The 24,286-nt window shown below is 58.0% G+C and carries 25 protein-coding genes; 12 read left to right on the plus strand and 13 right to left on the minus strand.

Annotated elements, in window-relative coordinates; genetic code table 11:
* Window positions 1-92: 92 nt before the first annotated feature.
* The 7 genes from OSH04_RS08320 to OSH04_RS08350 all read right to left on the minus strand — a co-directional run bounded on the left by OSH04_RS08320 (window position 93) and on the right by OSH04_RS08350 (window position 6,848).
* A complete protein-coding gene (locus tag OSH04_RS08320) occupies window positions 93-650 on the minus strand; it encodes a methylated-DNA--[protein]-cysteine S-methyltransferase (protein ID WP_009462720.1) in 558 nt (185 codons plus the stop codon).
* A gap of 997 nt (window positions 651-1,647) precedes the next feature.
* Entirely contained in the window at window positions 1,648-2,553 is a 906-nt protein-coding gene (locus OSH04_RS08325; protein WP_137430809.1) for a dihydrodipicolinate synthase family protein, read from the minus strand.
* A gap of 14 nt (window positions 2,554-2,567) precedes the next feature.
* A complete protein-coding gene (locus OSH04_RS08330; RefSeq protein ID WP_009462726.1) occupies window positions 2,568-3,236 on the minus strand; it encodes an amino acid ABC transporter permease in 669 nt (222 codons plus the stop codon).
* A gap of 12 nt (window positions 3,237-3,248) precedes the next feature.
* Window positions 3,249-3,920 (minus strand): amino acid ABC transporter permease, encoded by a 672-nt coding sequence (locus OSH04_RS08335; RefSeq protein WP_060186146.1) that lies wholly within the window; start codon window positions 3,918-3,920, stop codon window positions 3,249-3,251.
* Window positions 3,921-3,928: 8 nt separating this feature from the next.
* Window positions 3,929-4,660, minus strand: coding sequence for an amino acid ABC transporter ATP-binding protein (locus OSH04_RS08340; protein ID WP_009462730.1), 732 nt, complete (start codon window positions 4,658-4,660; stop codon window positions 3,929-3,931).
* Between the two features lie 87 nt (window positions 4,661-4,747).
* The gene (locus tag OSH04_RS08345) at window positions 4,748-5,686 is read right to left on the minus strand and encodes a substrate-binding periplasmic protein (protein WP_026484057.1); all 939 of its coding nucleotides are present in this window, start codon (window positions 5,684-5,686) and stop codon (window positions 4,748-4,750) included.
* Window positions 5,687-5,939: 253 nt separating this feature from the next.
* Entirely contained in the window at window positions 5,940-6,848 is a 909-nt protein-coding gene (locus OSH04_RS08350) for a LysR substrate-binding domain-containing protein (RefSeq protein WP_083054310.1), read from the minus strand.
* Between the two features lie 150 nt (window positions 6,849-6,998).
* On the opposite strand from OSH04_RS08350, the gene OSH04_RS08355 reads away from it, so the two are divergent.
* The 9 genes from OSH04_RS08355 (at window position 6,999) to OSH04_RS08395 (ending at window position 16,009) form a co-directional block, all read left to right on the plus strand.
* Window positions 6,999-8,012: an ABC transporter substrate-binding protein gene (locus OSH04_RS08355; RefSeq protein ID WP_035268378.1), complete on the plus strand. Its 1,014-nt coding sequence runs from the start codon at window positions 6,999-7,001 to the stop codon at window positions 8,010-8,012.
* Window positions 8,013-8,079: 67 nt separating this feature from the next.
* Window positions 8,080-8,841 (plus strand): ABC transporter ATP-binding protein, encoded by a 762-nt coding sequence (locus OSH04_RS08360; protein WP_009462739.1) that lies wholly within the window; start codon window positions 8,080-8,082, stop codon window positions 8,839-8,841.
* Window positions 8,841-9,659, plus strand: coding sequence for an ABC transporter permease (locus OSH04_RS08365; protein WP_266108248.1), 819 nt, complete (start codon window positions 8,841-8,843; stop codon window positions 9,657-9,659). Before OSH04_RS08360 ends, OSH04_RS08365 begins: the two co-directional genes overlap by 1 nt.
* 2 nt (window positions 9,660-9,661) lie before the next feature.
* Entirely contained in the window at window positions 9,662-11,170 is a 1,509-nt protein-coding gene (locus OSH04_RS08370) for an amidohydrolase family protein (RefSeq protein ID WP_266108249.1), read from the plus strand.
* Window positions 11,171-11,292: 122 nt separating this feature from the next.
* Window positions 11,293-12,660 (plus strand): dihydroorotase, encoded by a 1,368-nt coding sequence (locus OSH04_RS08375; protein ID WP_009462747.1) that lies wholly within the window; start codon window positions 11,293-11,295, stop codon window positions 12,658-12,660.
* Window positions 12,657-13,919, plus strand: a complete 1,263-nt coding sequence (locus OSH04_RS08380; RefSeq protein ID WP_247966092.1) for a Zn-dependent hydrolase — start codon at window positions 12,657-12,659, stop codon at window positions 13,917-13,919. The genes OSH04_RS08375 and OSH04_RS08380 overlap by 4 nt, the downstream gene beginning before the upstream one ends.
* 1 nt (window position 13,920) lies before the next feature.
* Window positions 13,921-14,559 (plus strand): flavin reductase family protein, encoded by a 639-nt coding sequence (locus OSH04_RS08385; RefSeq protein WP_266108251.1) that lies wholly within the window; start codon window positions 13,921-13,923, stop codon window positions 14,557-14,559.
* 7 nt (window positions 14,560-14,566) lie between these two features.
* Entirely contained in the window at window positions 14,567-15,232 is a 666-nt protein-coding gene (locus OSH04_RS08390; protein WP_266108252.1) for an aspartate/glutamate racemase family protein, read from the plus strand.
* A 6-nt stretch (window positions 15,233-15,238) separates the two neighbouring features.
* Window positions 15,239-16,009: a 2-keto-4-pentenoate hydratase gene (locus tag OSH04_RS08395; protein WP_250756618.1), complete on the plus strand. Its 771-nt coding sequence runs from the start codon at window positions 15,239-15,241 to the stop codon at window positions 16,007-16,009.
* A 153-nt stretch (window positions 16,010-16,162) separates the two neighbouring features.
* On the opposite strand, the gene OSH04_RS08400 is transcribed toward OSH04_RS08395, so the two are convergent.
* The 5 genes from OSH04_RS08400 to OSH04_RS08420 form a co-directional block, all read right to left on the minus strand.
* A complete protein-coding gene (locus tag OSH04_RS08400; RefSeq protein WP_250756617.1) occupies window positions 16,163-16,933 on the minus strand; it encodes an APH(3')-II family aminoglycoside O-phosphotransferase in 771 nt (256 codons plus the stop codon).
* Window positions 16,934-17,010: 77 nt separating this feature from the next.
* Window positions 17,011-17,445 carry an acetyltransferase gene (locus OSH04_RS08405; RefSeq protein ID WP_203145173.1) on the minus strand — a complete coding sequence of 145 codons (435 nt, stop codon included), beginning with the start codon at window positions 17,443-17,445 and terminating at the stop codon, window positions 17,011-17,013.
* A 100-nt stretch (window positions 17,446-17,545) separates the two neighbouring features.
* On the minus strand, window positions 17,546-18,163 hold the full coding sequence (locus tag OSH04_RS08410; RefSeq protein WP_035268397.1) for a GrpB family protein: 618 nt from the start codon (window positions 18,161-18,163) through the stop codon (window positions 17,546-17,548).
* A 43-nt stretch (window positions 18,164-18,206) separates the two neighbouring features.
* Window positions 18,207-19,985, minus strand: a complete 1,779-nt coding sequence (locus tag OSH04_RS08415) for an ABC transporter ATP-binding protein (protein WP_137430816.1) — start codon at window positions 19,983-19,985, stop codon at window positions 18,207-18,209.
* A 32-nt stretch (window positions 19,986-20,017) separates the two neighbouring features.
* Window positions 20,018-20,587, minus strand: coding sequence for a TetR/AcrR family transcriptional regulator (locus OSH04_RS08420; protein ID WP_035268401.1), 570 nt, complete (start codon window positions 20,585-20,587; stop codon window positions 20,018-20,020).
* A 78-nt stretch (window positions 20,588-20,665) separates the two neighbouring features.
* On the opposite strand from OSH04_RS08420, the gene OSH04_RS08425 reads away from it, so the two are divergent.
* Together OSH04_RS08425 and OSH04_RS08430 are read left to right on the plus strand one after the other, a co-directional pair.
* Window positions 20,666-21,769 carry a DUF418 domain-containing protein gene (locus tag OSH04_RS08425; RefSeq protein ID WP_115635300.1) on the plus strand — a complete coding sequence of 368 codons (1,104 nt, stop codon included), beginning with the start codon at window positions 20,666-20,668 and terminating at the stop codon, window positions 21,767-21,769.
* A gap of 40 nt (window positions 21,770-21,809) precedes the next feature.
* Window positions 21,810-22,301, plus strand: a complete 492-nt coding sequence (locus OSH04_RS08430) for a GNAT family N-acetyltransferase (RefSeq protein ID WP_035268405.1) — start codon at window positions 21,810-21,812, stop codon at window positions 22,299-22,301.
* Window positions 22,302-22,387: 86 nt separating this feature from the next.
* Here OSH04_RS08430 and OSH04_RS08435 read toward each other — a convergent pair whose 3' ends face one another.
* Window positions 22,388-23,308 carry a LysR family transcriptional regulator gene (locus OSH04_RS08435; protein WP_266108254.1) on the minus strand — a complete coding sequence of 307 codons (921 nt, stop codon included), beginning with the start codon at window positions 23,306-23,308 and terminating at the stop codon, window positions 22,388-22,390.
* Between the two features lie 108 nt (window positions 23,309-23,416).
* On the opposite strand from OSH04_RS08435, the gene OSH04_RS08440 reads away from it, so the two are divergent.
* The gene (locus OSH04_RS08440) at window positions 23,417-24,259 is read left to right on the plus strand and encodes a branched-chain amino acid aminotransferase (protein ID WP_060186132.1); all 843 of its coding nucleotides are present in this window, start codon (window positions 23,417-23,419) and stop codon (window positions 24,257-24,259) included.
* Window positions 24,260-24,286 lie beyond the last annotated feature (27 nt).

Below are 24,286 nucleotides of genomic sequence, written 5' to 3' on the forward strand. Positions count from 1 at the left end.
CGAATCCAGTATAGGGACGAGGACAAGCCCGGACTTGTGATTCTGTGCACGGAGGCTTGTTGATTTGGGTACGGAGTGAGCCCTGTCCTGCTTTAGAACAAATCCAGCTGGGCGGGCATGCTGGCCTGGATGTCACCCGTGCCAGTCAAATGCACACGGCGTTCAAAGTCCAGCAAGCTGGCTTTGCGATGCAAACCGGAGCTAAAGCCGGTCAACATGCCATTGGCGCCTTGCACGCGGTGACACGGCACGATAATGCTGATGGGATTGAGGCCGCAGGCCTGGCCCACAGCACGGACCGCCTTGGGACGGCCCAGATGTTCGGCCATCTGGCCATAGGTCCAGGTCTGACCATAGGGAATAGTCAGCAAGGCCTGCCAGACCTGTTGCTGAAACTCTGTCCCTTGCAGGCTGAAAGGCAGATCAAACTGCTGCAGCTTGCCGGCAAAATACGCGTCCAGTTGAGTCTGCACGGGCTCGGCCAAAGCAGGTTCCGGGATCAGCCCGGCCAGTTGCTCGGGCGTCAGACCATGTACGGTCTCTTCCTCGAAGTCCAGACGCAGCAAGGCTCCTTGAGCGTCCACCAGCAGACGCATTGCCCCTAAAGGCGTATCAAAGCAGGCAGTACGCAGCCCGACATAGGCAAACATGGCAATCCCGATCCAAGGGCAGAATGTCTGATCATACTGCGCGACTCCAGCCACTTCAAAAACTCTGGCAGCACCCAGGCAGGCTAGAGGCCAGCTCCTGATCAAAGGCTTTTCAACCCAAAGCCGCCTGGCCGCAGCACCTCTCGTCCTTGTACCAACTCCTTATGCGCCTATAAAAGCGCCTGAGTGAGCAAGAAAACCTAAAAGAACAAGAGACTGAGACAACAACAATCACCGTGACAAGCGCATTGGCTCTGGCGTCAAAGACGCACGACAAGCTCCCGATTACGCACAACATTTTGTTGAGCTGGATATCCTGAGCAAGGTTCATGCTCCCATGAAGTGCCTGGCTCCCAATAGTTAGTGCCTGGCTCCTATTTTTGCGTCCCCCCACACCCACCGCTAACTATTGAGAGCGACGATCAACACGCCAACCTCGCCCCCCTCAAGCCCCTCCCGCCGCTACAACAGCCGCAAGAACCACATACGGTCAGGCTCCAAAAAGCCGAAAACCTCATATTGATAGTCATTGTGAGCCGGTCTGGGCCGGGGGGCCGTCCTCTGGGCGATTCAGGCTTCTTGCCGCAGGCGGGCTTGCTATTCGGGGTACAAGCGCCCTGCTGTTTGAGCGAAATGCTTGTGCCTTGTCCTGTGGACAAGGCACTTTCGCGAGTTCAGGGCGCGCCCGAATAGCAAGCCTGACCAGGGTACCGGTGCGCAGCACCGGCAAGGAGCCAAGCCCGGAGGACGGCCCCCCGGCCCAGACCGGCGTTTCCACGAAGCACTATCTAAACATGCAGGCTCTCTGCGCTCCTTGTCTCACAAACCTCCTGCTCTGCACACAAACAGCGCCCTCCCCAACGCTCAGGAAACTGAAGAAGAAGAAGAAGAAGAAGAAGCGCAAGCAAAAAAACCGGCTAAATAACGCCGGGGCCCCCCAGACGTTATTTACCCGGCAAATCCAACAAATGCAGCAGTTACTCAAGAACAGCAAGGTTTAAACGGTTTGCACACCCTTGGCGGACAAGTCCAGACCCACACGTCGCACCACAGCCTCAAACTCATCCCGGCTGATATGGTCCAGAGCCGTCGCCGGATCCCGCGTCGCATCGCAGGCGATGATGCCACGACGCATATAGGAATACTTGCGCAAAGCCAGTGCCACCAAAGGCTGAAACTCGTAACGGATCAGCGAACAATAACGGTCGAACACACGGGCGGCTTCTTCCTGCTCGCCCTGACGATGCAAGGCATAGACTTTCAACAGAATTTCCGGAAAGGAGAAGCCGGTAACCACACCATCCGCGCCCCGTTGCAACTCCTCCAGAAAATGCATGCCACCCAGGCCACTCAAGATCGGCAAGGCATCGCCAGACAGACCCCGCACAGCGGTAATCTTCTGTCCGACGGGAGGGTCTTCGGAATTCAGAATGGACACACCCGCCTCTGCCTTCAAACGCACAGCCAAGGCCGGACTGATGCGGGCGGCGAACAGTTCCGGGAAGTCGTGAATGACCACCGGCAAACGAATAGCCTGCACAATCTGGCGGTAAAAGGACACCTGCATATCGTCATCCGCCCCCGCCAAGGGAGCGACAAAAATCGCATCGGCCCCCAGATCTTCAGCGCTGCGAGCCTGCTCCACCGCCGCTGCCGTTCCCATGGCCCGCACCCCCACCCAGACCGGCACCGCACCGCGCACTGCCGCCACGACGGTTTCAATGACACGCCGACGCTCAAAGGTACTGAGCTTGTGCAGTTCACCCATCACCCCCAAAATCGCCAAGCCGTGAATACCGGCTTCCAGCTGGAAATTCACCAGACTGACCAGGCTTTGCAAATCCAGCTCGCCACCCGGTTTGAAGGGAGTGGGGCAAATGGAAAAGACACCTTTATTTTTCATAATTACGCTTAGGCTCAACGTGGAATAACAAATGGCTTTTGCATACGCGAAATCATGCGTACCAAGGGCCAGAGAAGAATGAAGTAAATCAGCGCAGCGGCCACCAGAGGCGTCTGGCTATAGGTCTCGCCCTGCACGATCTGGGCCGAACGCAGCAGTTCAGGCAAGGCCACGGCCGAAGCAATCGAGGTCTGCTTGATGGCTTCCAGCGTGTTACTGGCCAGATCCGGAATTACATTGCGCACACCTTGGGGCACAACCACATAGGCCATGGCCTGACGGGCGTTCAAACCCGTGGAGCGCGCCGCCTCGTTCTGTCCGGGGGACACCGACTCCAACCCGGCACGGAAAATCTCCGCGAAGTAACCACTGCTGTTCAAAACCAGCGCCAGCACCGTGGCGGAAAACTCATTCAAGGGCAGGCCCAGGAACGGCAGGCCGTAGTAAATGAAGATCAGCAGCACCAAAGGTGGGAAGGCACGAAAGAAATCCACGTACAGCAGGATCAGCCTGTTCAGCCAGCGATGCTGCTGGTAATGCAGGCAGGCAATCACCAGACCCAGCAAGGCAGCCAGCGGCACGATGATCACCGAGAGCTTGACGGTCAGCCACAAGCCCTGAAGCAGCAAGGGCCAACTGGCGGCAAGAATCTTCGGGTTCAGAAAAGTATCGATCAGTTCCATAGCGCGTCACTCCTACGACTTGATCGCATAGCGCCGTTCCAGCACCCTCGTCAGATGAACGAAGGGGAAGAAAATCAGGCAGAACAAAATGGCCCCGGCCGTAAAGGCGGTGGGGTTGGCGATGTTGGACTGGATATTGCTGGACACATTAAGCAGCTCAGGCACGGCAATCACCGAACCCAAGGTGGTGCCTTTGGTAATTCCGATAGCGCGATTGGTCAGTGGTGGAATCGCCAGGCGCACGGCTTGCGGCAGGATGATGGCAAACAGCGTCTGACTGAAACCCATGCCGGTGGACCGGCCCGCTTCCCACTGCCCCGTAGGCACCGCAGCAATGCCAGACCAGAAGATTTCTTCAGCAAAGGCAGACAGCACCAGGCTCAAGGCCAGAACGGTGGCAGGAACGGGTTCAATCACAATCCCCAGGGACGGCAAAGCGAAGAACACCAGCACAATAATGACCAGCTGCGGAATCGCACGGAACACGTCCACATACAAGGTCATCAAGATATTGACGGGACGCCAGCCGTAGCAACGCAACACGGCCAGACCCAGGCCCAGGACAGTGCCCAGAACCACGGTCATCACGGCCATTTGCAGCGTGACCCAAAAGCCCTGCATGATCTCGGGCAAATAGGGGCTGATCAGCGTCCAGTTAAAGAAGTAATAAATTATCTGATCCATGGCCGGCCTCAGTTCATGCGGCTCAGAAAATCCTGAATACGCTTGTGACGCGGCTTACACAGAATTTCATCGGGACTGCCCTGGTCCAGAATCACGCCCTGGTCCATGAACACAATGCGGTCCCCTACTTCGCGGGCAAACTGCATTTCGTGCGTAACAATCACCATGGTCATGCCCGCATCGCGGGTGCGTTTCATCACGTTCAGCACTTCACCGACCAGCTCCGGGTCCAGACCCGAGGTAGGCTCGTCAAACAGCATGACTTTGGGCTCCAGCGCCAGCGCGCGGGCAATGCCCACCCGCTGCTGCTGGCCGCCGGACAACTGGCTGGGATAGTGTTCGATACGCTGGGCCAGACCCACCTGTTCCAGATGATGTCGGGCCTGCTCTTCGGCCTGCGCCTTGGGCACTTTTTTCACCTTGCGCAGCGCCAGCATCACATTGCCTAGCGCCGTCATATGCGGGTACAGGTGTATGCCCTGAAACACCATGCCTATGTTCTGGCGCACCTGGTTCAGGTCGGTGCGCGGACAGGTCACATCACTGCCAGCCACCACAATCGTGCCGCTGGTCGGGGTTTCCAGACGGTTGATGCAGCGCAGACAGGTACTTTTGCCCGAGCCCGAGCCGCCAATCATCACGACAACTTCGCCGGTGTTGACGCTCAGGTCTATGCCTTTAAGAATTTCGGCCTGCCCAAACGATTTGCGCAAGCCCTGGATGCGGACAATTTCACTCATGGTCGCTCCTTGACCGCCTGCCAGTCGGGCAGGCGGGGACCGGCCCCTGCAGGGCCATATAGCTAGAGAAACAGCGCGAAGGCGCTTTTAAGGACGGGAGCAGTCGGGGGTGTGCTCGGTGGGCTCGTAGCCAGGGAAGTCGGGCACGCCATAGCCGGGGAAAATCACCGTCATAGCCGTACCAGCATTGGGTTCTGTACCGAACCACTTCACATGCAGCTTGGACAGAGAGCCGTCCTGCTTCATGCATTCCAGCACTTCATCCACGCGATTACGCAGGGCCGTGTCGTCCTTGCGGAAGGCAAAGGCGTAGTTAGCCTCGGTGGTCATGTCGTAGACCGGGGCCAGTGCGGGGGTCTGGGTGGCGATATAGCGTGCCAAAGGAGTCTCGGACATATTGGCAAAGGCGCGACCAATAGCCACGGCCTGCACAGCATCCGTGTTCTTGTTGAAGCGCTGGATCTTGTAGCCGTATTTTTCCTGATTGTCCTGCAACCAACGGTCCGAGAAGCTGCCGTTATTGACGGCAATGGTCTTGCCTTTCAGGTCTTCCAGCGCATTGACGGTCGCGCCCTTTTTAGCCAGAAAGCTCAGGCCGCCCGCCATATACGGCTCGGCAAACAGCATTTGCTCCGCACGTTCACGTGTGGTGTTGGTGGGAGCCGCCACCATGTCGTAGCGACTGGAAAACAAGCCCGCAAAAATAGCGGAAAACGGGGTGTCGATGACCTCCGCCCCCTCGTAACCCATGCGTCGGGCCACTTCCTGGGTCAGATCATTGGAAAAGCCATCCAGCTTGCCATCGGTGCCGCGCATGAAAAACGGAACCAGGCCCACGTCTGCAGCCACCTTGAACATCTTGCCCTGATTGGGGTTGACCGCATGAGCGGGCAGGCTCAAGGCCACGCCGGCAGCCAATGTGGCCAGCATCAAGCCAGCTTTGCTGCTGACACGTCCCCAGCGGGACAGGGTGTTTTTGCGGGATACAGCCGCAGCCAACGGGGCGATTGTGTATACGCCTTGCATAAGGTCTCCTTGCCATCCATTTTCTGTTTGTAGTGCTTTAATTCTAGGATTGGCAAAACCTTGATGTCATATGCTTTTTTATTAACCCTTCATAACACAGGGTTAAGCAAATACCCGTACCCCTTATACGCGGCGCAATACGCGAACACGCACATTTCCCGACAGTCGCCCTTGATAAGGGTAAGTCCCCCCCTGGAGAGGCCGCCAAGCAAAAGCGCAGCGTGGGGGGACGATGTATTTATGGATGAATCACTCAAGCCCAGCCTGCCCGCATCCCTCGGGAGGCGGTAGAAATGACCACTTTCATGAAGTCGTGAGCCAATTGCGACACCGGCACCACATTGGAATGCAGCATGTGCAAAGGCATGGTGGTGCGCGGATTAATGGGGCGTACCACCACATCCGGCCAGACCCGGCCTGCCACGGCCAGCTCGTCCACAATTGCAATCCCGGCTCCAGCCTGCACCATGGCACAGGCAATATGCGTCAAACGCACTTCTACCGCCAGTTGCGGCACACCCGGACGGTTACCAAATAACTGCTGCACCATCTGGCCATAAGGGGTGTCATTGCCATAACCAATCAGGTCCAGTCCTTCCAGATCGCTGGCGTCCAGTTCCTGCTTGTCAGCCAGAGGATGGCTGGCTGGCAACACCGCCACCAGATGGTTTTCGTAAATGGATTGGGCATGCAAGCTGGGATGTGTCAGCGGCACGATAGCCACACCGACCTCGGCCTGCTGGGTGACCAAAGCCTGTACCAGATCACTGGAAATCAGCGTGCGCACATACACCTTCACGTCCGGGAATGCCTGGCGAAAACGCGTCACCGCCATGGGGATCAAGGTCTGGCCCAGACTAGGGCTGACGGCAATGTGCAAGCTGCCGTGACGCTTTTCGATCAGGTCGGTGGCCACCTCGTTTACCCGCTGCACGCTGTTATGAACCTGCTCCACCTCCTGATAGAGCCGACGCGCCTCGGGCGTGGGGTACAGACGCCCCTTGATGCGCTCGAACAGCACCAGACCAATACGCGATTCGGTATAGGACAGCAGGCGGCTGATGGCCGGTTGCGACACGTTCAGCAATTGCGCCGCCTTGCTGATGGAACCGGTCAGCATGATCGCGCGAAAAACCTCGATTTGACGAAGATTGAGCAGCATCCCTTAACGTAGCCTTATGTTTCGAGCACAAATAAGCATAAGACATTTTGATTTGCCTATGTTTCAATTTTTTCAAGCTGCCATCCCGGCGCGCCTTGATCGCAACGGGCTTACAGAGCGGCTTCATAACTACGACACGGAGACAAAATCATGCAAACCCTGCTTGCTCGCACCCTGGCGGTGCTGGGCTTGGGACTGGCCGCCGCTGCGCCCACCGCCCACGCCGCTGACAACGTTCATCTCATGCTGGACTTCATCCCCACCGGCGACTATGCCCCGTATTACTCGGGCATTGCCAACGGGATTTACGAGAAACACGGCATCAACCTGAAGATTACCCGTGGCACCGGTTCGGGTGACACAGTTCTGAAAGTGGCTGGCGGCGCGGCCGATATTGGCTTGGCCGATATTTCCGCCATTCTGACCTCGCGTCAGAACAGCCAGACTCCCATCAAGGCCATTGCTTCCACCTTCTCGCACTCGGCCCATTCCCTGTTTGTGCGCAAAGACTCGGGCATTACCGATTTCTCCGGCCTGGAAGGCAAGAAAATTGCCGTCTCGCCCGGTAACAGCCACAAGCTTTACTTCCCCATGGTGGCGCGCAAGGCCAACACCGATCCCGACAAGATTCAGTGGGTGACCGTTGACGGCTCCTCCATGGCACCGCTGCTGATCAACGGCAAAGTGGACGCCGCTCCTTTCCTGGCCACCAACTACTACTACCAGAACAAGCAGGCTAAGCGTTTTGGCAAGGAAATCGTGGTGCTGCCCTTTAGCGATCAGGGTTTCAACATCTACGCCCTGTCCGTATTCGCCACCGACAAGACACTGACCGAGCGTCCACAAATGGTGCAGAACTTCCTGGACGCCACCATCGAAGCCTGGGAAGCCGCCCGCAAGGACCCGGACACGGCTTGTCAGGCCCACGTAAAGGCCAATCCGGAAATCGACCTTGATGACTGCATGGGCAACCTGAACGCGGTGCTGGGCTACATCTACACCGATTTCAGTGCCGAGCACGGAGTAGGCAGCCTGGAAGAAGGCCGCATGAAAAACACCTACGAGGCCGTTGCAGAAGCCCAAAGCCTGGATCCCGCCTGGGACTATCACCAAGCCTACGACACCCAGTTCATCGTCAAGGCCAACGGCACGGCCAAGCCCTGAGCTGAACTGATTTTCGCGCGTGCTCCGGCTTGGCCCAGGCGGGCCGGCGCGCGCCTAGGAGCGCATTGTGATACGCATTCAAGACGTCAACCTGATCTACGGTCGTAATACCGAGCGAGAGACTCAGGCGCTGAAACAAATCAATCTGGACATCCAGGACAACGAAATCATTGCCATTGTCGGCGCTTCAGGCTGTGGAAAATCCACGCTGCTACGCTTGATCGCCGGCTTGCTGATGCCCACCACCGGCACCGTCAGCATTGATGATGAAATCGTTGCCCACCCCCGCCAGGACACCGGCATCGTGTTCCAGGCCCCGACGCTGGTGCCGTGGGCCAATATTCTGGACAACACCCTCTTGCCATCGAGCATCATGGGTCGTCTGGACGATCAGGCCCGCAGCCGCGCCACGCGTCTGCTCACTACCGCCGGGCTGGGCAATTTTCTGCACCACCACCCCAAGCAATTGTCCGGTGGCATGCAGCAACGCGTAGCCATTTGCCGCGCCTTGGTCCACAACCCCAAAGTCGTGCTGATGGATGAGCCCTTCGGCGCCCTGGACGCACTGACACGCGAAACCATGACGCTGGAGCTGCTGCGCCTTTGGTACGAAGACCCCAAAACCATTGTGTTTGTGACGCACTCGATTTCCGAAGCCGTCATGCTGGGCCACCGCATTGTGGTCATGTCGCCGCGCCCCGGCCAGATTACCGAAATTCTGGACGTGAACCTGCCCCGCGAACGCGACTTTTCCCTGGTGGGCACGCCCGAATTTACGCGCTGTGCCGCTGCCGTCCGTGAACTCATTTTCCAACACGAGGTGGCTTGATGAGCGAGCAAACTCAAACCCTGGGCGCCGCGCCCGTGCGCAAGCGACGACTGCGCCTGCGCGATTTCAATGAAATTACCGTCCCGGCCATCACCCTGATTACCGTGGTCATCCTGTGGGAGCTGGCCAGCCGCCTGTTTGATATCCCTGAATATCTGGTGCCTGCCCCCTCGCGCATCTGGGCCGATTCCATGCAAATGAAAGAGGCCATGCTGATGCACACGCTGGTGTCCACGCGCACCATCATGCTGGGCTTTTTGCTGTCGATTGTGATCAGCTTTCCGCTGGCCGTACTGATTACCTACTCGCGCTTTTTCGAGCAGGCCATCTACCCGCTGCTGATCCTGACCCAGTCCATCCCCAAGGTGGCCCTGGCTCCGATTCTGGTCATTATCTTTGGACCCACTGAGCTGCCACGCGTCGTGGTGACTTTTCTGGTGGCCTTCTTCCCGCTGGTGATCTCCATGACCTCCGGCCTGCTGGCGGCCCCGCCCGAGCTGATCGAGCTGGTCCGTGCCTGCCGCGCCACCCGCTTGCAAGAGTTTTTCCGCATTCGCCTGCCCTTTGCCGTGCCCTTTATTTTCTCGGGCCTGAAAGTGGCCATTACCTTGTCCGTAGTGGGTGCTGTAGTCGGTGAATTTGTAGCCGCTGACCAAGGTCTGGGCTACTTGATCACCACCTCTACGGCCTTCTTCAAGACACCGGTTGCCTTTGGCGCCATGGCGATCTTGTCCGTGCTGGGCATTGTGTTCTTTCAGATAATTTCTGCCGCCGAACGCATCCTGTTCCCTTGGGCAATCAAGGACAATCGGAGCTGATCATGACATCAAGTTATACCGTCATCCGTGGGGGCCTGGTGCTGGCCCACGCCCAAGCCAAAGCCGAACCTCTGGACATTCTGATCAAGAATGGCGAGATCGAAGCCATGGGCCCGCCCGGCCTGCCCGCGCCGTCTGAAGCCACGGTGGTGCAAGCGGATGACCAACTGCTGCACCCCGGCCTGATCAACGCCCACACCCACGGCCACGGCACCTATGCCAAAGCCATGGGGGATCGCTGGTCGCTGGAGCTTTTATTGACGGCTGGCCCCTGGATCAATGGCGACCGCCATCTGGAAGACAAATACCTGAGCACTCAGTTGAACGCGGCAGAAATGCTGCTCAAAGGCTGTACCGCCAGCTACGACCTGTACTCCGAAGTCCCGGTCCCGACGGCGGAAGGCATGAACGCGGTTGCCCAGGCCTATGTGGATGCTGGCATGCGAGCCACGGTAGCGCCCATGATGGCGGACCTGTCCTTTTACCAGTCCGTCCCCGGCCTGATCGAAGCCCTACCGGAAGAGCTGCAAAAGTTTGTGGCCCAACTGGCACCGCAATCGTTCCGGGCTACGCTCTCGGGCCTGACGGACTTTCTGGATCAGCAGCGCAACCCCGACCGCATTCGCGTGGCCTTGGCCCCGACCATTCCCATGCTGTGCTCGGACGAGTTCCTGCAAACCTGCGGTGAAATCAGCGCGGAGCGCAATATCGGCCTGCACAGCCACGTTGGCGAGTCCTATGTGCAAGCCCTGACCGGCATGAAACGCTATGGCACCACCATTGTTCAGCATCTGGACAAGCTGGGCCTGATCTCGCCCCGTTTCACCCTGGCACACGCCATCTGGCTGGACGAGCGCGACCTGGACATTCTGGCCGAACGCGGTGCCATGGTGGCCCACAACCCCGGCAGCAATATGCGTTTAGGCAATGGAATTGCCGATGTGAACTCCATGCTGGAACGCGGCATTACCGTGGGCCTGGGCACGGACGGCTCCAATAGTGGCGATAACCAGAATATGTACGAGGCCATGCGTCTGGCCTCCTTCTCGTCCAAGGTGCGCGGCCCGGATACAGAACGCTGGGTCACAACCGAACAAGCGCTGTACGCCGCCACCGAAGGCAGCGCCCGCTGCCTGGGCATGGGCGAGCAGTTGGGACGTCTGGAACCAGGTCGAAAGGCCGACATCGTGTTTCTGGATCTGGCTCATATCAACTGGATTCCGCATAACAACACAGTCAATCAGCTGGTGCATCTGGAAGACGGGCTGGCGCTGCGCCATGTGATGGTCGACGGCCAGTTTGCCGTGCGCGACCGACAGTTAACCCAAGTGAATATGCCTCGCCTGCGCCAACAAGTGGAGCAGGCCCAGGAACGCATCACACGCAATACCTACGACAAGCGCCACATCACGGAAAAACTGGCCAAAGCCGTAGGTTCGTTCTGCCTGTGCCTGGGCCACGACCGCTATCACGTGCAGCGCTGGGCGCACTCCAAGCAAGACTTAACATGACGTTATGTTTTACCGATAAATAGGCATACGACATTCATGACTGGATTTGCTTCAATCATGGAAACGAACACGATTGCGGGCAAGCGAGATGCGCGGGCCCGAGCTATCCAAGGAGGAAGATAATGAGCGACTTTGATCTGGTAGTACGAGGAAATATTGTTGAACGCGACCGCATCATCACTGACGGCTGGGTGGCCGTCCGCGAAGGCCGAGTAGCAGCCCGCGGTGTTGGCGCGGCTCCTTCGGCCCGTGAACATGTGGATGCGCGTGGCATGTGGGTCATGCCCGGCGTGCTGGACGGTCAGGTGCACTCTGGTAGCCAGGCCAATCAGGAAGGTCTGGGTTGGGCCTCGCGTGCGGCGGCCGCCGGTGGCGTGACCACCATGGTGGAAATGCCGTACGACGATCCCGAACCCGTTGCCTCCCGCCCGCAGCTGGAAGACAAGATTGCCCGCATTGAAAGCGATTGCCACGTGGACGTGGCCTGCTACGGCACCCTGAACGACCAGCATGGTCTGGAAGCAGCCGCTGGCCTGATTGAAGGCGGCGTTTGCGGTTTCAAATTCTCTACCTTTGAAGCCAGCCCCAACCGTTTCCCGCGCGTGGAAGAAGACATTCTGATGGAAGCCTTCCGCCTGATCGCCCCCTCCGGTCTGGCTTGCGGTGTCCACAATCAGGACCAGGAACTGACGCGCAAGAACATCAAGCGCATGGTTGAAGCGGGTGATACGGGCTGGGACGCGTTCCTGCGCGCTCATACTCCGCTGATCGAAAACCTGGCCACCAGCGCCATTTATGAAATCGGTGCCCAGACCGGCGCCCGTGCCCACGCTGTGCACGTGTCCCTGTCGCGCGGTTTTGAGATCTGCAATATGTACCGTCAGGCAGGCCACAAGGCGTCCATCGAGACCTGCGTGCAGTACCTGATGCTGAACCACGAAGAGCACACCCGCCGCTTCGGAGCCAAGACCAAGCATTACCCACCCATTCGCCCCAAGGCGGAAATGGATCTGCTCTGGACCCACATCGCCAACGACGAATGTACCTTCGTGTCCTCCGACCACGTCAGCTGGGGCCTGGAGCGCAAGCAATTCGACAACGTGTTCCAGAACTCCTCCGGTGGCCCTGGTCTGGAAACCCTGCTGCCTGCCTTCTGGACCGGCTGCGCCGAACACGGCATTTCCCCCACTATGGTCGTCAAGCAATTGTGCTGGGGCCCTGCCCAACACTTCCTGCTGGAACACCGCAAGGGTTCGCTGAATGTGGGCGCAGACGCCGATATCGTGATCGTCAAACCCGAAACCTACCGTTTTGACCCGTCCACCAGCCTGTCCGCCGTCACCTGGAGCTCCTTCGAGGACCGCGAGTTCCAAGTGCGTGTGGAAGCCACCTATGTGCGCGGCCAACTGGCCTGGGACGGCAAAACCGTGCGTAACGCTGCGGGCGACGGTCAGTTCATCCGTCCGCATAAGGCAGGCGAATTGTCATGAGTCTGGCCATGCCCTTGTTGAATCAGGAGCGCCTGTGGCGCAGCACCCAGGAGCTGGCCGCGTTCACGCTGCCTGACCAGCCCTGGACCCGCCGCGCCTTCTCCGATCTGTTTCTGCAATCGCGTCAGTGGTTGCTACAACAGTTCGAGGAAGCGGGCCTGACCGTACGCATGGACGCCGCAGGCAATCTGATCGGACGCCGCGAAGGGCGCAAGCCCGGCCTGGCACCGATTACGACTGGCTCGCACTGCGACACCGTGATGTATGGCGGACGCTACGACGGCATCATCGGCGTGCTGGCCGGGCTGGAAGTGGCCCGCTGCCTGAACGAGCAGAACATCCAGCTGGACCACCCTTTTGAAGTGGTGGATTTTCTGTCTGAGGAGCCCAGCGACTATGGCGTATCCTGCGTAGGCAGTCGCGCCATGGGCGGTGTCCTGTCCGACGCCATGCTGGCCGAACGCAATCCTCAGGGCGAAACGCTGGCGCAAGGCATTGCTCGCATCGGTGGCCGCCCCCAGGAGCTGGCCCAGGCCCGTCGTGCGCCCGGTGATACCGCCGCCTTTGTCGAGTTGCATATCGAACAAGGCCCGGTGCTGGAATCGCGCAATCTGCCTATTGGCGTGGTCAGCAATATCGTGGGCATTTGCCGCCACCGCATCATCATCACAGGTCGCCCGGACCATGCAGGCACCACACCCATGGACATACGCCGTGATGCTCTGGTCGGTGCCAGCCTGATCATCAGTGAAGTGGACCGCAAGGCCCGCCGGGCTCTGGGGGGACCAGACTATCTGGTCGCCACCATTGGCAACCTGAACCTGACACCCAACGCTTCCAATGCTGTACCCGGAAGGGTGGAGATGATGGTGGAAGTACGCAGCGACCGCCAGGAGCTGATGCAGAACTTCACCGAGGAACTGTTGGCCCAGTTGCGCCCGGAAATCGAGGCCATGGGCCTGGGTCTGGACGCGGCGCAAGTCAGCCTGGCCAAACCCACGGACTGCACGCCCGAGGTGATGAGCATCATCGAGCAGGCTGCCAGCGCTTTGGGATACCCGAGCATGGTCATGCCTAGCGGCGCCGGTCATGATGCGGTTTACATGGCACCCAGCGGCCCCATGGGCATGATCTTCATTCCCTGCCTGAATGGTCGCAGCCATTGCCCTGAAGAATCCATCACGTCCGAGCAGCTTCTGGACGGTACGCGGGTTCTGTATCAGACCGTTGTCATGTTGGACCAGAGCCTGGAGAGCTGACATGGACTGGTCCTGTGATCAGCTTGGCGAACGCGAACGCTACCGCTTGTTGGTCAACACCGTGTTGCCGCGCCCCATTGCCCTGGTCACGACCTGTGACCAGCAGGGGCGCGTGAACACGGCCCCGTTCAGTTTTTTCAATGTGATGGGCTCGGAGCCTGCCGTACTGGCACTGGGCCTGGAAAACGATGCGCACTCTGCCGATGGTCTGAAAGACACCACCCGCAATATCCTGGCCACCAGCCAGTTTGTGGTGAACCTGATCAGCGCCAAGATGGCACGCGCCATGAACATCTGCGGCATTGCTTACCCGACCGGTCAGGCCGAGCACCTGCAGGCGGGCCTGGATCTGGCCCCCAGCGTGCAAGTGCAGCCGCCCCGTATCGCCCAATGCCCAGTGCAGTTTGAATGCCGCTTGCACACCGCGCTGGACCTGGGCCCGCTACGCCATATCGTCATTGGCGAAATCCTGCATTTGCACTGCGACGACGCCATCCTGACGCCTGAAGGGCGCATTGATATCGATGCTTACGACCCAATCGGACGCATGCATGGTTCTGACTGGTATGTCGGACTGCAAGGCCGCTTTCAGTCAGAAAAACTAAGCCACCAAAACGGGCTACCGCCCACCCAAACATAAAAACATCATGAACCGTCGCCCTCATATCTACGTTCTGAACCCCAATTCCAGCCAGATCGTAACGGATGGCCTGGACCGTGCAGTCCAGCCTCTGCGTCTGGCCGATGGCCCGGCCATCTCCTGCCTGCGCCTGCCCCAAGGCCCGGCGGGTGTACAAAGCCAGACCGATATTGACACCCTGATCCCTCACTTGCGCGCCCAGGCCCTGAGCGTCAAAGAAGACGCCGCTGCTTATGTGGTGGCCTGCTTTAGCGACCCCGGCCTGTACACCTTGCGCGAAGCAGTGGATGTGCCTGTATTGGGCATTGCCGAAACCGGCGTGCTGACTGCCTTGTCACTGGGCCAGCGTTTTGGGGTGCTGTCCATTTTGCAGGCCTCTATCCCGCGTCACCTGCGCTACTTTGGTGCAATGGGGGTGACTGATCGCCTGGCCGCCGACCTGGCTATCAATATGGGCGTGTCGGAGCTGACTGACGAGAAAAAAGCCCTGCAACGTCTGACAGAAGTCGGCCAGCGCCTGCGCGATGAGCACGGTTCTGATGTGGTGGTGCTGGGTTGCGCTGGCATGGCCAATCAGCGCGAGGCGCTGGAACAGGCTTTGGGCATTGCCGTCGTGGAGCCCACGCAGGCCACCGTTGCGGTAGCCTTGGGCCGTTGCTTATTAGGCTGGTAAGCCTTGATGAGCACCACACTGCAAACCGACTGCCTGGCGACGGCACAACGTCTGCTCCAGGCCCGCCAAGAACACCGTCCCATCGAAGACTGGCCCGACGCGCTGCGACCTGTGTCTTTTGATCAGGCCTATCGCGTCCAGGCCGTGCAAATGGAAACCCTGGGCCCCATAGGAGGCTGGAAAGTCGGCGCGGCCAATAGCGTGGCCCCGCCCACCTGCGCCCCCCTGCCCCAGCGTTCTCGTTACGCCAGCCCGGATGTACCATCCAGCAAGGAGCTGTCCTTGCGCGGCATAGAAGTGGAAATCGGCCTGGTTCTGGGTCAGGACTTACCGCCCGGCCAGGCACCGTATTCCATGGAACAAATCTGGCAGGCGGTCAGCCAGATCTGTGTAGCCGTCGAAATTGTGGAATCCCGCTTTGCGCAGCGTGACTCCGTAGGCCGTCTATCCACCCTGGCCGATCTGGCCAGTCACGGTGCGCTGGTCTATCAGCCGCAAGGCGTCGCCGCGCAGGATATGGCACTGCTACAACCTGAATGGGCACGCCTGCAAGTGGGGCAGCAACCCTTGCTGCAAGGCCCGAACCAGAACCCGGCGGGTGAGCTGACGCGACTGCTCATCTGGCTGGCTAATCAAGGCAGCCACCACCTTGGCGGGCTGCAAAAAGGGCAGGTCATCATTACGGGCACCTGTTTACCCATGCTGTATGCCGCCCCCGGCGACCGGATTCAGGCGGCCATTCAAGGGATCGGCGAGCTGAACTTTATCTGCGCCTAAGATCACATTGCCAGCGTCCGAAACGGCGCTGGTTTTGCCCGACAGAGCTTCTCATCAGGCAGCACAAGCTCTGCACTGCTGGTCTAGGGAATGCCGCGTGCAAAGCCGATTTGCCAATAGTGGCTGACCTTGGGAGACAACGACCAGTCGGGTTTAAAAAAACTCATCCAACAGGCAGAAGAAAGCGATGCGCTCGGCATCCATTTCCACGCCGTACAAAGCAAAGAAAGGCGCTAGCCACTCCTTGCCCAAATTGCGCTCTATGCTGCGCGCCGTCAGCGCCAGATCCTGATAACGATCCGCCACGCCCAAACGTCCGCAGTCGATAAAACCGCTGAACTGCCCTTGATGCACCATGAAGTTGGGCAAGCAGGCATCGCCATGGGTGACCACCAGATCTTCTTGTCCTGGGCGGCTGGCATATAGCTCGTCCAGCAGGCTTTGAACCGGCATGCCCTGACGCTCATCGTCAAAATCTTCTTCATCAATCAGGCCGGCTTTCGCCCTGGCACGTGCATCGGCCAACCGATGCTCCAGGCGATGATCGAAGGGGCAGGCTTCAAGTGGCAAGCGGTGCAGGCCTTGCAAGGACGAAGCCAGTAACTCCACGGTTTGCTGGGGAGACAAGCCCTCTGTGCAGGCCAGATCGCGCCCAGGAACAGCACTCATCAGCAGCCAATGGCGGCCCTGCGCCAACAAGGTATCCAGCACCTCTGGGCAAGGCAGACCTTGCGTATGCATCCAGCGCAAGCGCTCAATTTCATCGGGCAGCTCGGCCAAAGGCAGATCGTCTTCTGCCTTCACAAACTGGCAGGAGCCATCCGGCCAGTCCAGACGCCAGACATCAGCCCCGGACTCCCCAATGGTTTGACGTTGTACCTTGGCGGCAGCCAGTCGGGTTTGCCAGGCAAGAGGAAAACTCATACTTAAAAACCTTGCTGAAAACAGTCGATAAAAACGGAGGGAGGGATCAAGCCAAACGAATCAAACCGTGATGCCCATCAGACCTGATACTGCAGGTGAATCAGCGGGTATGGCTTGCCCTGATCATCCACGGGCGAGCGTCCAATACGCTTGAAGCCCATTTTTTCGTAAAAGCCCACAGCCTGCTCATTCTGTTCATTCACATCAGTGGTCATGCTGGGATGCAGGCTCAAGCCGTGCAGCACCAAGGCCTTGCCCACACCCATACCCCGGCTGTCCGGGTCCACAAACAAGGCCTGCATATGGCCCTGCTCAAGCAGCATGAAAGCCAGCGGGTAATCCGTCTCATCCACCGCCAGCCATAAACTGGCCCGAGGCAGAAAACCGCAGACCATGACATCAATTTCCTGACGATCCTGCACGGATAAAAAATCGTGCGTGGCATCCACGGCCTTGCGCCAGATTTCAACCGCACGTTGCCCGTCCTCCGGGCGCGAGTGACGAATCCTCATGGGGCGCATCCTGTTTGTAAAGTGTTAGCTGGCAAGCAAGACACTGATGTCAGCGGTAGGTACGTCAAGGCTGCAGCCGGGACAAGAACACCGGCCAGGCTCAAGACGACAGTCCCTGCGATGCAAAAATCTTTTGATAAATATTCCGCACTACTGCCTGCTTTCGCTGGTTGTAATCCCGCACACTGCCAGCCCCTTCTTTAGCCTGCATTTTGGCCTGGGCATAGCGCTGCAAATCCTCGGGATGCGTACCCAACCAGTCCCGAAACAGGATATGGCGAATATGCTCAGGGCAATCCGGGCCGAACACATGCAGATTCACACGCGGCTCTTCCTGACGCAGCATGCGGTGCTGATACCAGGAGCGCTCACGTATGCTCAACTCATAACCCAAGGCATTCAACGCAGGAACATAGTCCTCTTCCTGCTCCGGGTCGGCCACCAGCACATCAATATCAATCACAGGCTTGGCAGGCAGACCGAGCACCGCGGTCGAGCCCACATGCGCAATAGTCAGGGCCTTATTGCCCAGGGCCGCCTGAATTTCCTGACTCAAGCGCTGATACAGCACCGGCCAGTTCGCATCGTAGTCCTGAACCTCGATCAGCTCTGCTTTAGGCTCGCCTGCCACCCAGGGATTCTCATTGGGGTCGCCATCCTCGAAGGTGGTGATTTTGCTTAGTGCCGATGCAGACACGGTCCTGTTCTCGCGATTCACACAAATTCTCCTTGATACGACTTTCAACTTTTCCACGTCCACCTCACATGGACTGACCGGCTTTCAAAAGTTGGGCATACACACCGTCCAGCGCAGCCAGTTCCTGATGGCTACCCTGCTCAACCAGCCTGCCCGCCTTGAGCACAAAAATGCGGTCGGCATGACGGACGGTAGACAGGCGGTGCGCAATCGAAATAACGGTACGAGTTTCCGCCATTTTGGCCAAGGCGGCTGACATGGCATTTTCCGTGGTGTTATCCAACGCACTAGTGGCCTCATCCAGCAAGAGAACGGGCGGGTTGCGCAGAATGGTACGAGCCAGAGCCAAGCGCTGTTTTTCGCCCCCGGAAAAACGATACCCTCGCTCGCCCACCGTAGTTTCATACGCCTGCGGCAAGGACATGATGAAGTCATGAATCTGCGCGGTTTTGGCTGCGGCCAGCAGCTCCTCATCACTTGCCTCAGGCCGTGCAAAACGCAAATTCTCCGCAATGCTGGCATTCAACAAAAAGGGCTCCTGATTCACCACGCCCAGCACACTGGCCAACTGCTCGAAACTCATCTGGCGCAGATCAATACCATCAATCGTGATGCTGCCTTGATTCGGGTCGGCCAGACGCGCCAACAAGTAACCCAGGGTAGTTTTACCAGCGCCTGTCGGTCCCACAATCGCCACATGACTGCCCGCAGGAATATCCATATTGATGTCGGACAAGGTAGCGGTCTCGGATTGATAGCGGTAGCTCACTCCTTTGAGCCGCACATGACCTCGCGGTCCCGTAGCCGGGAAAGGGCGGGGCTGGGCAGGCTCTGTCAACTCGGGCGGCGTATCCATGTACTCAAAAATCCGGGTGAACAGCGCTCGGGTAGTGCGCAGACGCACCCCGCTTTGCAGCAGTTCTTCCAACGGCCACATCAACTGCTCCTGCAAGGCAATCAGGGCAACCAGGGTTCCGATGGTGACCACCATCCCCTGGCCGATCAGCCAGCCACCCAGCAACAGCGTCAAAGCGGGCAAGGCACTTAAAAACAGATAGATCAGCGACCATTGCCATTCACCAGCCGTGTGCGCACGCACTTCCAGTCGGGCTACCTCCGAGGAGACCTGTGCAAAGCGCCGCGTCAAAAAACCGCCTTGTGCCAAGGTACGGGACAAAATGATGCCCGGAGCTGACAAGGTTTCCTGCACTGTCGCCGACATATTCGCGTGACCAGCCTGCTGATCATGCGTCAAACGCTCGCGCAGTTCCCCTACCTTATTACTCAGCCAGATCAAGGGCGGCAAGACAGCAAAGGAGAACAGAGCCAAGCGCCAGTCCAACAGCAACATGGCAATGGCCGTGGTGACCACCACGCTCAAGTTACGCGCCAAATCAGTGGCTGTGTTGCTGACCACAGCCTGCAAGCCACCAATATCATTGGCGATACGGGACTGAATTTCACCTGTACGAGTACGAATGAAAAAGCCCAACGACAGGCTTTGCAGATGACGATACAAACCGACCCGCAAATCGTGCATGATGGCCTGCCCGATCTTGGTGGACAAAATGGTTTGCAACACACTGATGCTGGCACCCAAGGCACTGATACCCAGCAGGCCCAGCACCAGCCAAACCAGCAGTCCAAAGTCCTGGTCCGGCAAAGCTGTGTCGATAATCTCGCGCAGCAAAAAAGGAGACACCACGCCAATCACTGCACCAAAGGCAATCAGCAGGGCCACCATAAACAAGCGCATGCGCCAGGGTTTGAACAAACCCAAAATCCGGCCCACGGAGGTATGGCGGGAGGATAGCGTTTTGTAATCAGTATCGATTTCCATCATCAAACTACTTAAGGCAGGCCGACGGATTCAGGCTAAGTCGGCCGGGTTTCCAGAAAAAATAAATGTCGCAAATGCTGTTCGGCCTGGGCAGGGCTCAGATCCGTAAAATCGGTCAACAGCATATTGGCCAAGCCGTCATACATCGCAGATAAGCGCAGTGCCGTGCCCTGGGCATCGGGTACCTGCCAAAAACCTTGCTCCGTGCCCCGACTCAGGTAAGAGGCCAGTTGTTCCAGCATTCTTTTATGCACGCGGGTGGTCACTACGGCCAGGGCTGCATCGGTTTTGGCCAGATCAGTGGCATCAATCCACAAAAACCAATAGATGCGATTGCGCTCTTCGAAGGCCGTCTTCAGGTAATCCTCCATCAGAACCCGAGGGTCTGCAGATTGCGCAGCCTCCCATTCCATGAGCTGATCGAAGATCTCGCCCCAAGCCTCGGCCCGCAATTCGGACCAGCGAAAGTAATGGTTCAACAGTCCACGGCCCACTCCAGCCCGTTCGGTCACCATGCGAGTGGTGGCGGCGCGAACACCAACTTCCATCAGGACCTCAACCGCGGCCTGTCGAATTCGTGTGGCACTGTCTTCTTTTTCACTCATCACCTTCCCTCCCTATTGACACATTGAGCAAGCGCTCAATATTATGGCATTGAACAAGCGCTCAATCAATAAACATCCATGTCTACGGCTTCTCGAAACTCCTCCATCGACCTGATTCGCACCGCTGCCCTGATCGGTATTTGTGTGGTGAACCTGCCCTATCTGGCACTGAGCGACAGTGGCCCGACAGCCACATCCTCCTCCTATGACCACATGGCTGCCTTCCTGATCGAATTTCTGTTTCAGGGCAAATTCTTCCTGCTGTTCTCGCTGATTTTTGGCTGGGGTATAGAAATCCAGGCACGCTCTGCCGAACGTGCTGGCGTCCCCCTCAGCAGCCGCTACTTCCGCCGCATGTTCGGCCTGGCCGTGCTGGGTTGCTTGCACGCGACGCTGGTTTTTACCGGCGATATCCTGCTGCTTTACTCGGTGCTGGGTGTGCTGATCTGGCCGCTACGCAAGCTCTCCCCGCGCGGGTTGATCAAGGTGGCGTTGTTGATGGTGCTGGTAGAAATTGCCAGCCTGGCACTGATCGCTTATCTGCTGGCCGGTAGCGAAGACATGGCCCCGGTGTACTCCTTGGGCGGTGCCTTCTCCGAGGCAACGCTGGCACGCATCAGCGAATGGCCGGAGTCCTTTGCCTTCCTGTTTCTGTACCAGGGTCCATTGGCCTTTGGAGCCATGCTGATGGGCTTGGCCGCGGCCAAGAGCAACTTCTTTGAAGCCCATAGCGCCGGCCAACAAAAGCTGGGGCGCGCCCTGCCCTGGCTCCTGCCACTGGCTTTGGCGATCAACTTCTTTAGCGCCTCCGTGACCAACGAAGAAAACCTGATGGGGCTGACGGGTCTGTTCAGCATCGCCATCGGCGCGCCCTTGCTAGCCACGGTGTATCTGTACCTGCTGCTGCGTTGCGGACAATGGCTCAGCTTGCCCAATGTACTGATTGAGGCGGGCCGCAATTCACTGAGCGCCTATGTCAGCCAAGGCATTCTGGCTGGTCTGATTTTCAGCAGCTATGGCCTGGATCTGTTTGACTCCTTTGGCAATGCAGCACTGCTATTGATCTCCATTGGCCTGGCTTTGCTGGCCATGAGCCTGACAGGCCTGATCGCCCAGCGCTGGGGACGTGGCCCGCTGGAGGCGGTTCTACGACGCATCACCTACGGGTCCAAACACGCCTGAACCGAGCGCCTTTTAGCTGAACATGAAACCTTGAATTCATATGAGTGAACAAACCGTTTCCAAAGACGCCACCGTCTCTTTTCGTCGCATCAACTCGCAAACCGTCTACGAGGTATGTGAGCTAAGCGAGACCCTGTCTCCCGCACAGCGAAGCATGATTGCCGACAATGGCACCTCCATTGCAGAAGCTCACTTTTCCGAGAATGCCTGGTTCCGTGCCATCTACGCCGATGACACCCTGGTGGGCTTTATCATGCTGCATATCGGTGCCGACCACGACGAAGGCATTCTGTATCCTGGTGCCTTTTTATGGCGTTTCATGATTGCAGCCCCCTTCCAAAACCTGGGTTTCGGGCGCAAAGCAATTGCACTGCTGATCCATGATCTGAAGTACCAGGGCTACAAGGAAATTAGGCTAGGCTATAGCCGAGGTGAAGGCAGCCCGGAAGCGTTCTACTCGAAACTGGGCTTTGAGCTGACAGGCGGCACCTATGGGGAGCACGAGCTGGAAGCCGTGCTGAAATTTGCTTGATAGCCAAATGGGCAAGGTGCTGAACGACGGCCCTCACAAACCATGTACAGCCCTTGTGCAAACCGCATCGCCATCAACAAATAGACTTAACGCTGCCCGAACAAATCCGAAATGGCCGTGCGCAACCAGCGCACGCCTTCGTCCTGGCGACTGCGCTCATGCCAATGTACGCGCACATCAAAGCTGGGCAGAGCCAGCGGCGTAGGCACAATGCACAAGGCGGCAGGGTCCTGGAAAGACAGGACGGCCACATTGGGCACGGTCAGCAAATAATTGCTGTTGACCAGAATCTGCTCCGCAGCCAGATAGTGGGGAATCGTCAGGCTGATATTGCGCCGCATATCCAGGGAGCGCAGGGCGTTTTCCACCAGAGAATGCCCGCTGCTGGTGGCATCAATGGCCAGATGATCAGCCGCCACAAAGGCTTCCAGATCCAGCTCATTTCTGGCCAGGGGATGGCCTTTGCGCATGGCTGTCACATAACGCTCGTGGCGGAACACGCGCGAATGCACTCGCCCTTTAATCATGGGCAAAGAGCCAATCGCCAGATCAATCTCGCCCGAACTCAAACCACTTTCCAGCGATTCCCAGCCCAGATTCTTGATGACCAGGCGAATACCTGGCGCGCGTTTGGCAACAAAATTGTTCAGCCCCGGCAAAAAAACCAGCTGGCCAATATCCGTCATATGGACCTTGAAAACACGCGTAGACTGAGCAGGATTGAAGCCTTGGGTTTGCGTCAAGGCAATGCCCACTTCTTCCAGCAACGGTTGCAGTTTTTCGCGCAGTGCAATGGCGATCTGCGTGGGTGCCACACCATAGCGCGCCCGTACAAACAAAGGATCACCCAGCGCCTGTCGCCAACGTTGCACCATCAGGGAAATAGCCGACTGGCTGATCCCGATACGCAGCGCGGCCTGACTCAGGTTCTGACATTCACAGATCAGGCAGAAAGCATGCAGCTCGGCCAGCGTCCAGTTATATGTTTTGTAAATATCAGATAGCACGCTGACACCACCTCAAGTCGTTTTTTGCTCTCTATTATGTGTGTTGGAAATAGTACAACGACAAGATAAATTGCCACTACGTCCCAACAAAACCAGGAGGAAAGCCCCATGAGTAAAAATGAAATCACGTGGTCCAACGGTCAATGGAATAGCACCAGCGCACCTTTGATTGGCGCGACCGACCATGCGTTCTGGATGGCCACCACGGTCTTTGACGGTGCCCGTTCTATTCAAGGCCATACTCCGGATCTGGACCTGCACTGCGAGCGCTTGAACCGTTCTGCCCTCACCCTGGGCATGGAGCCCGTGATGACGCCGCAGCAAACCGTGGACCTGGTGCGCGAGGGCCTGAAAAAGCTGTCTCACACTACGGACTACTACATCAAGCTACTGTATTTCGCACCCGGCGGCTTCTTGTTGCCCGACCCGGCCACCACCCAGCTGGCCATTCATATTTTTGAATCCCCACTGCCTGCTGACAGCGGTTTTAGCGCGACCTTCAGCGAATTCCTGCGCCCTGATCCGTCCATGGCTCCTACCGATGCCAAAGCCTCCTGCCTGTATCCCAACACCCAGCGTATTTTGCGTGATGCCAGCGCACGCGGTTTTGACAACGCCATCGTGCTGGACTCCAAGGGCAAGGTGGCCGAGTTTGCTGTTGCCAATCTGTGGATTGTGCGTGACGGCGTCGCCCTGACCCCGGCGCTGAACGGCACCTTCCTGAACGGCATTACCCGCCAGCGTGTCATGCAGCTGCTGCGCGACGACGGAATTGAGGTACGTGAAGCCAGCCTGACACCACAAGACGTACTGGATGCCGATGAAGTATTTAGCACCGGCAATAACGGCAAGGTCCTGCACTGCAATCGCATTGACGATCGCCACTACGCCCGCGGCCCGATTGAAACCCGTGCTCACGAGCTGTACATGGCCTATACCAAGCGCAACTAAGTCTCAGAAAGTAGCCAACAGCATGGT

Origin of the sequence: Alcaligenes nematophilus (assembly GCF_026344155.1) — a bacterium.
GTDB classification, from domain to species: domain Bacteria; phylum Pseudomonadota; class Gammaproteobacteria; order Burkholderiales; family Burkholderiaceae_B; genus Alcaligenes; species Alcaligenes phenolicus.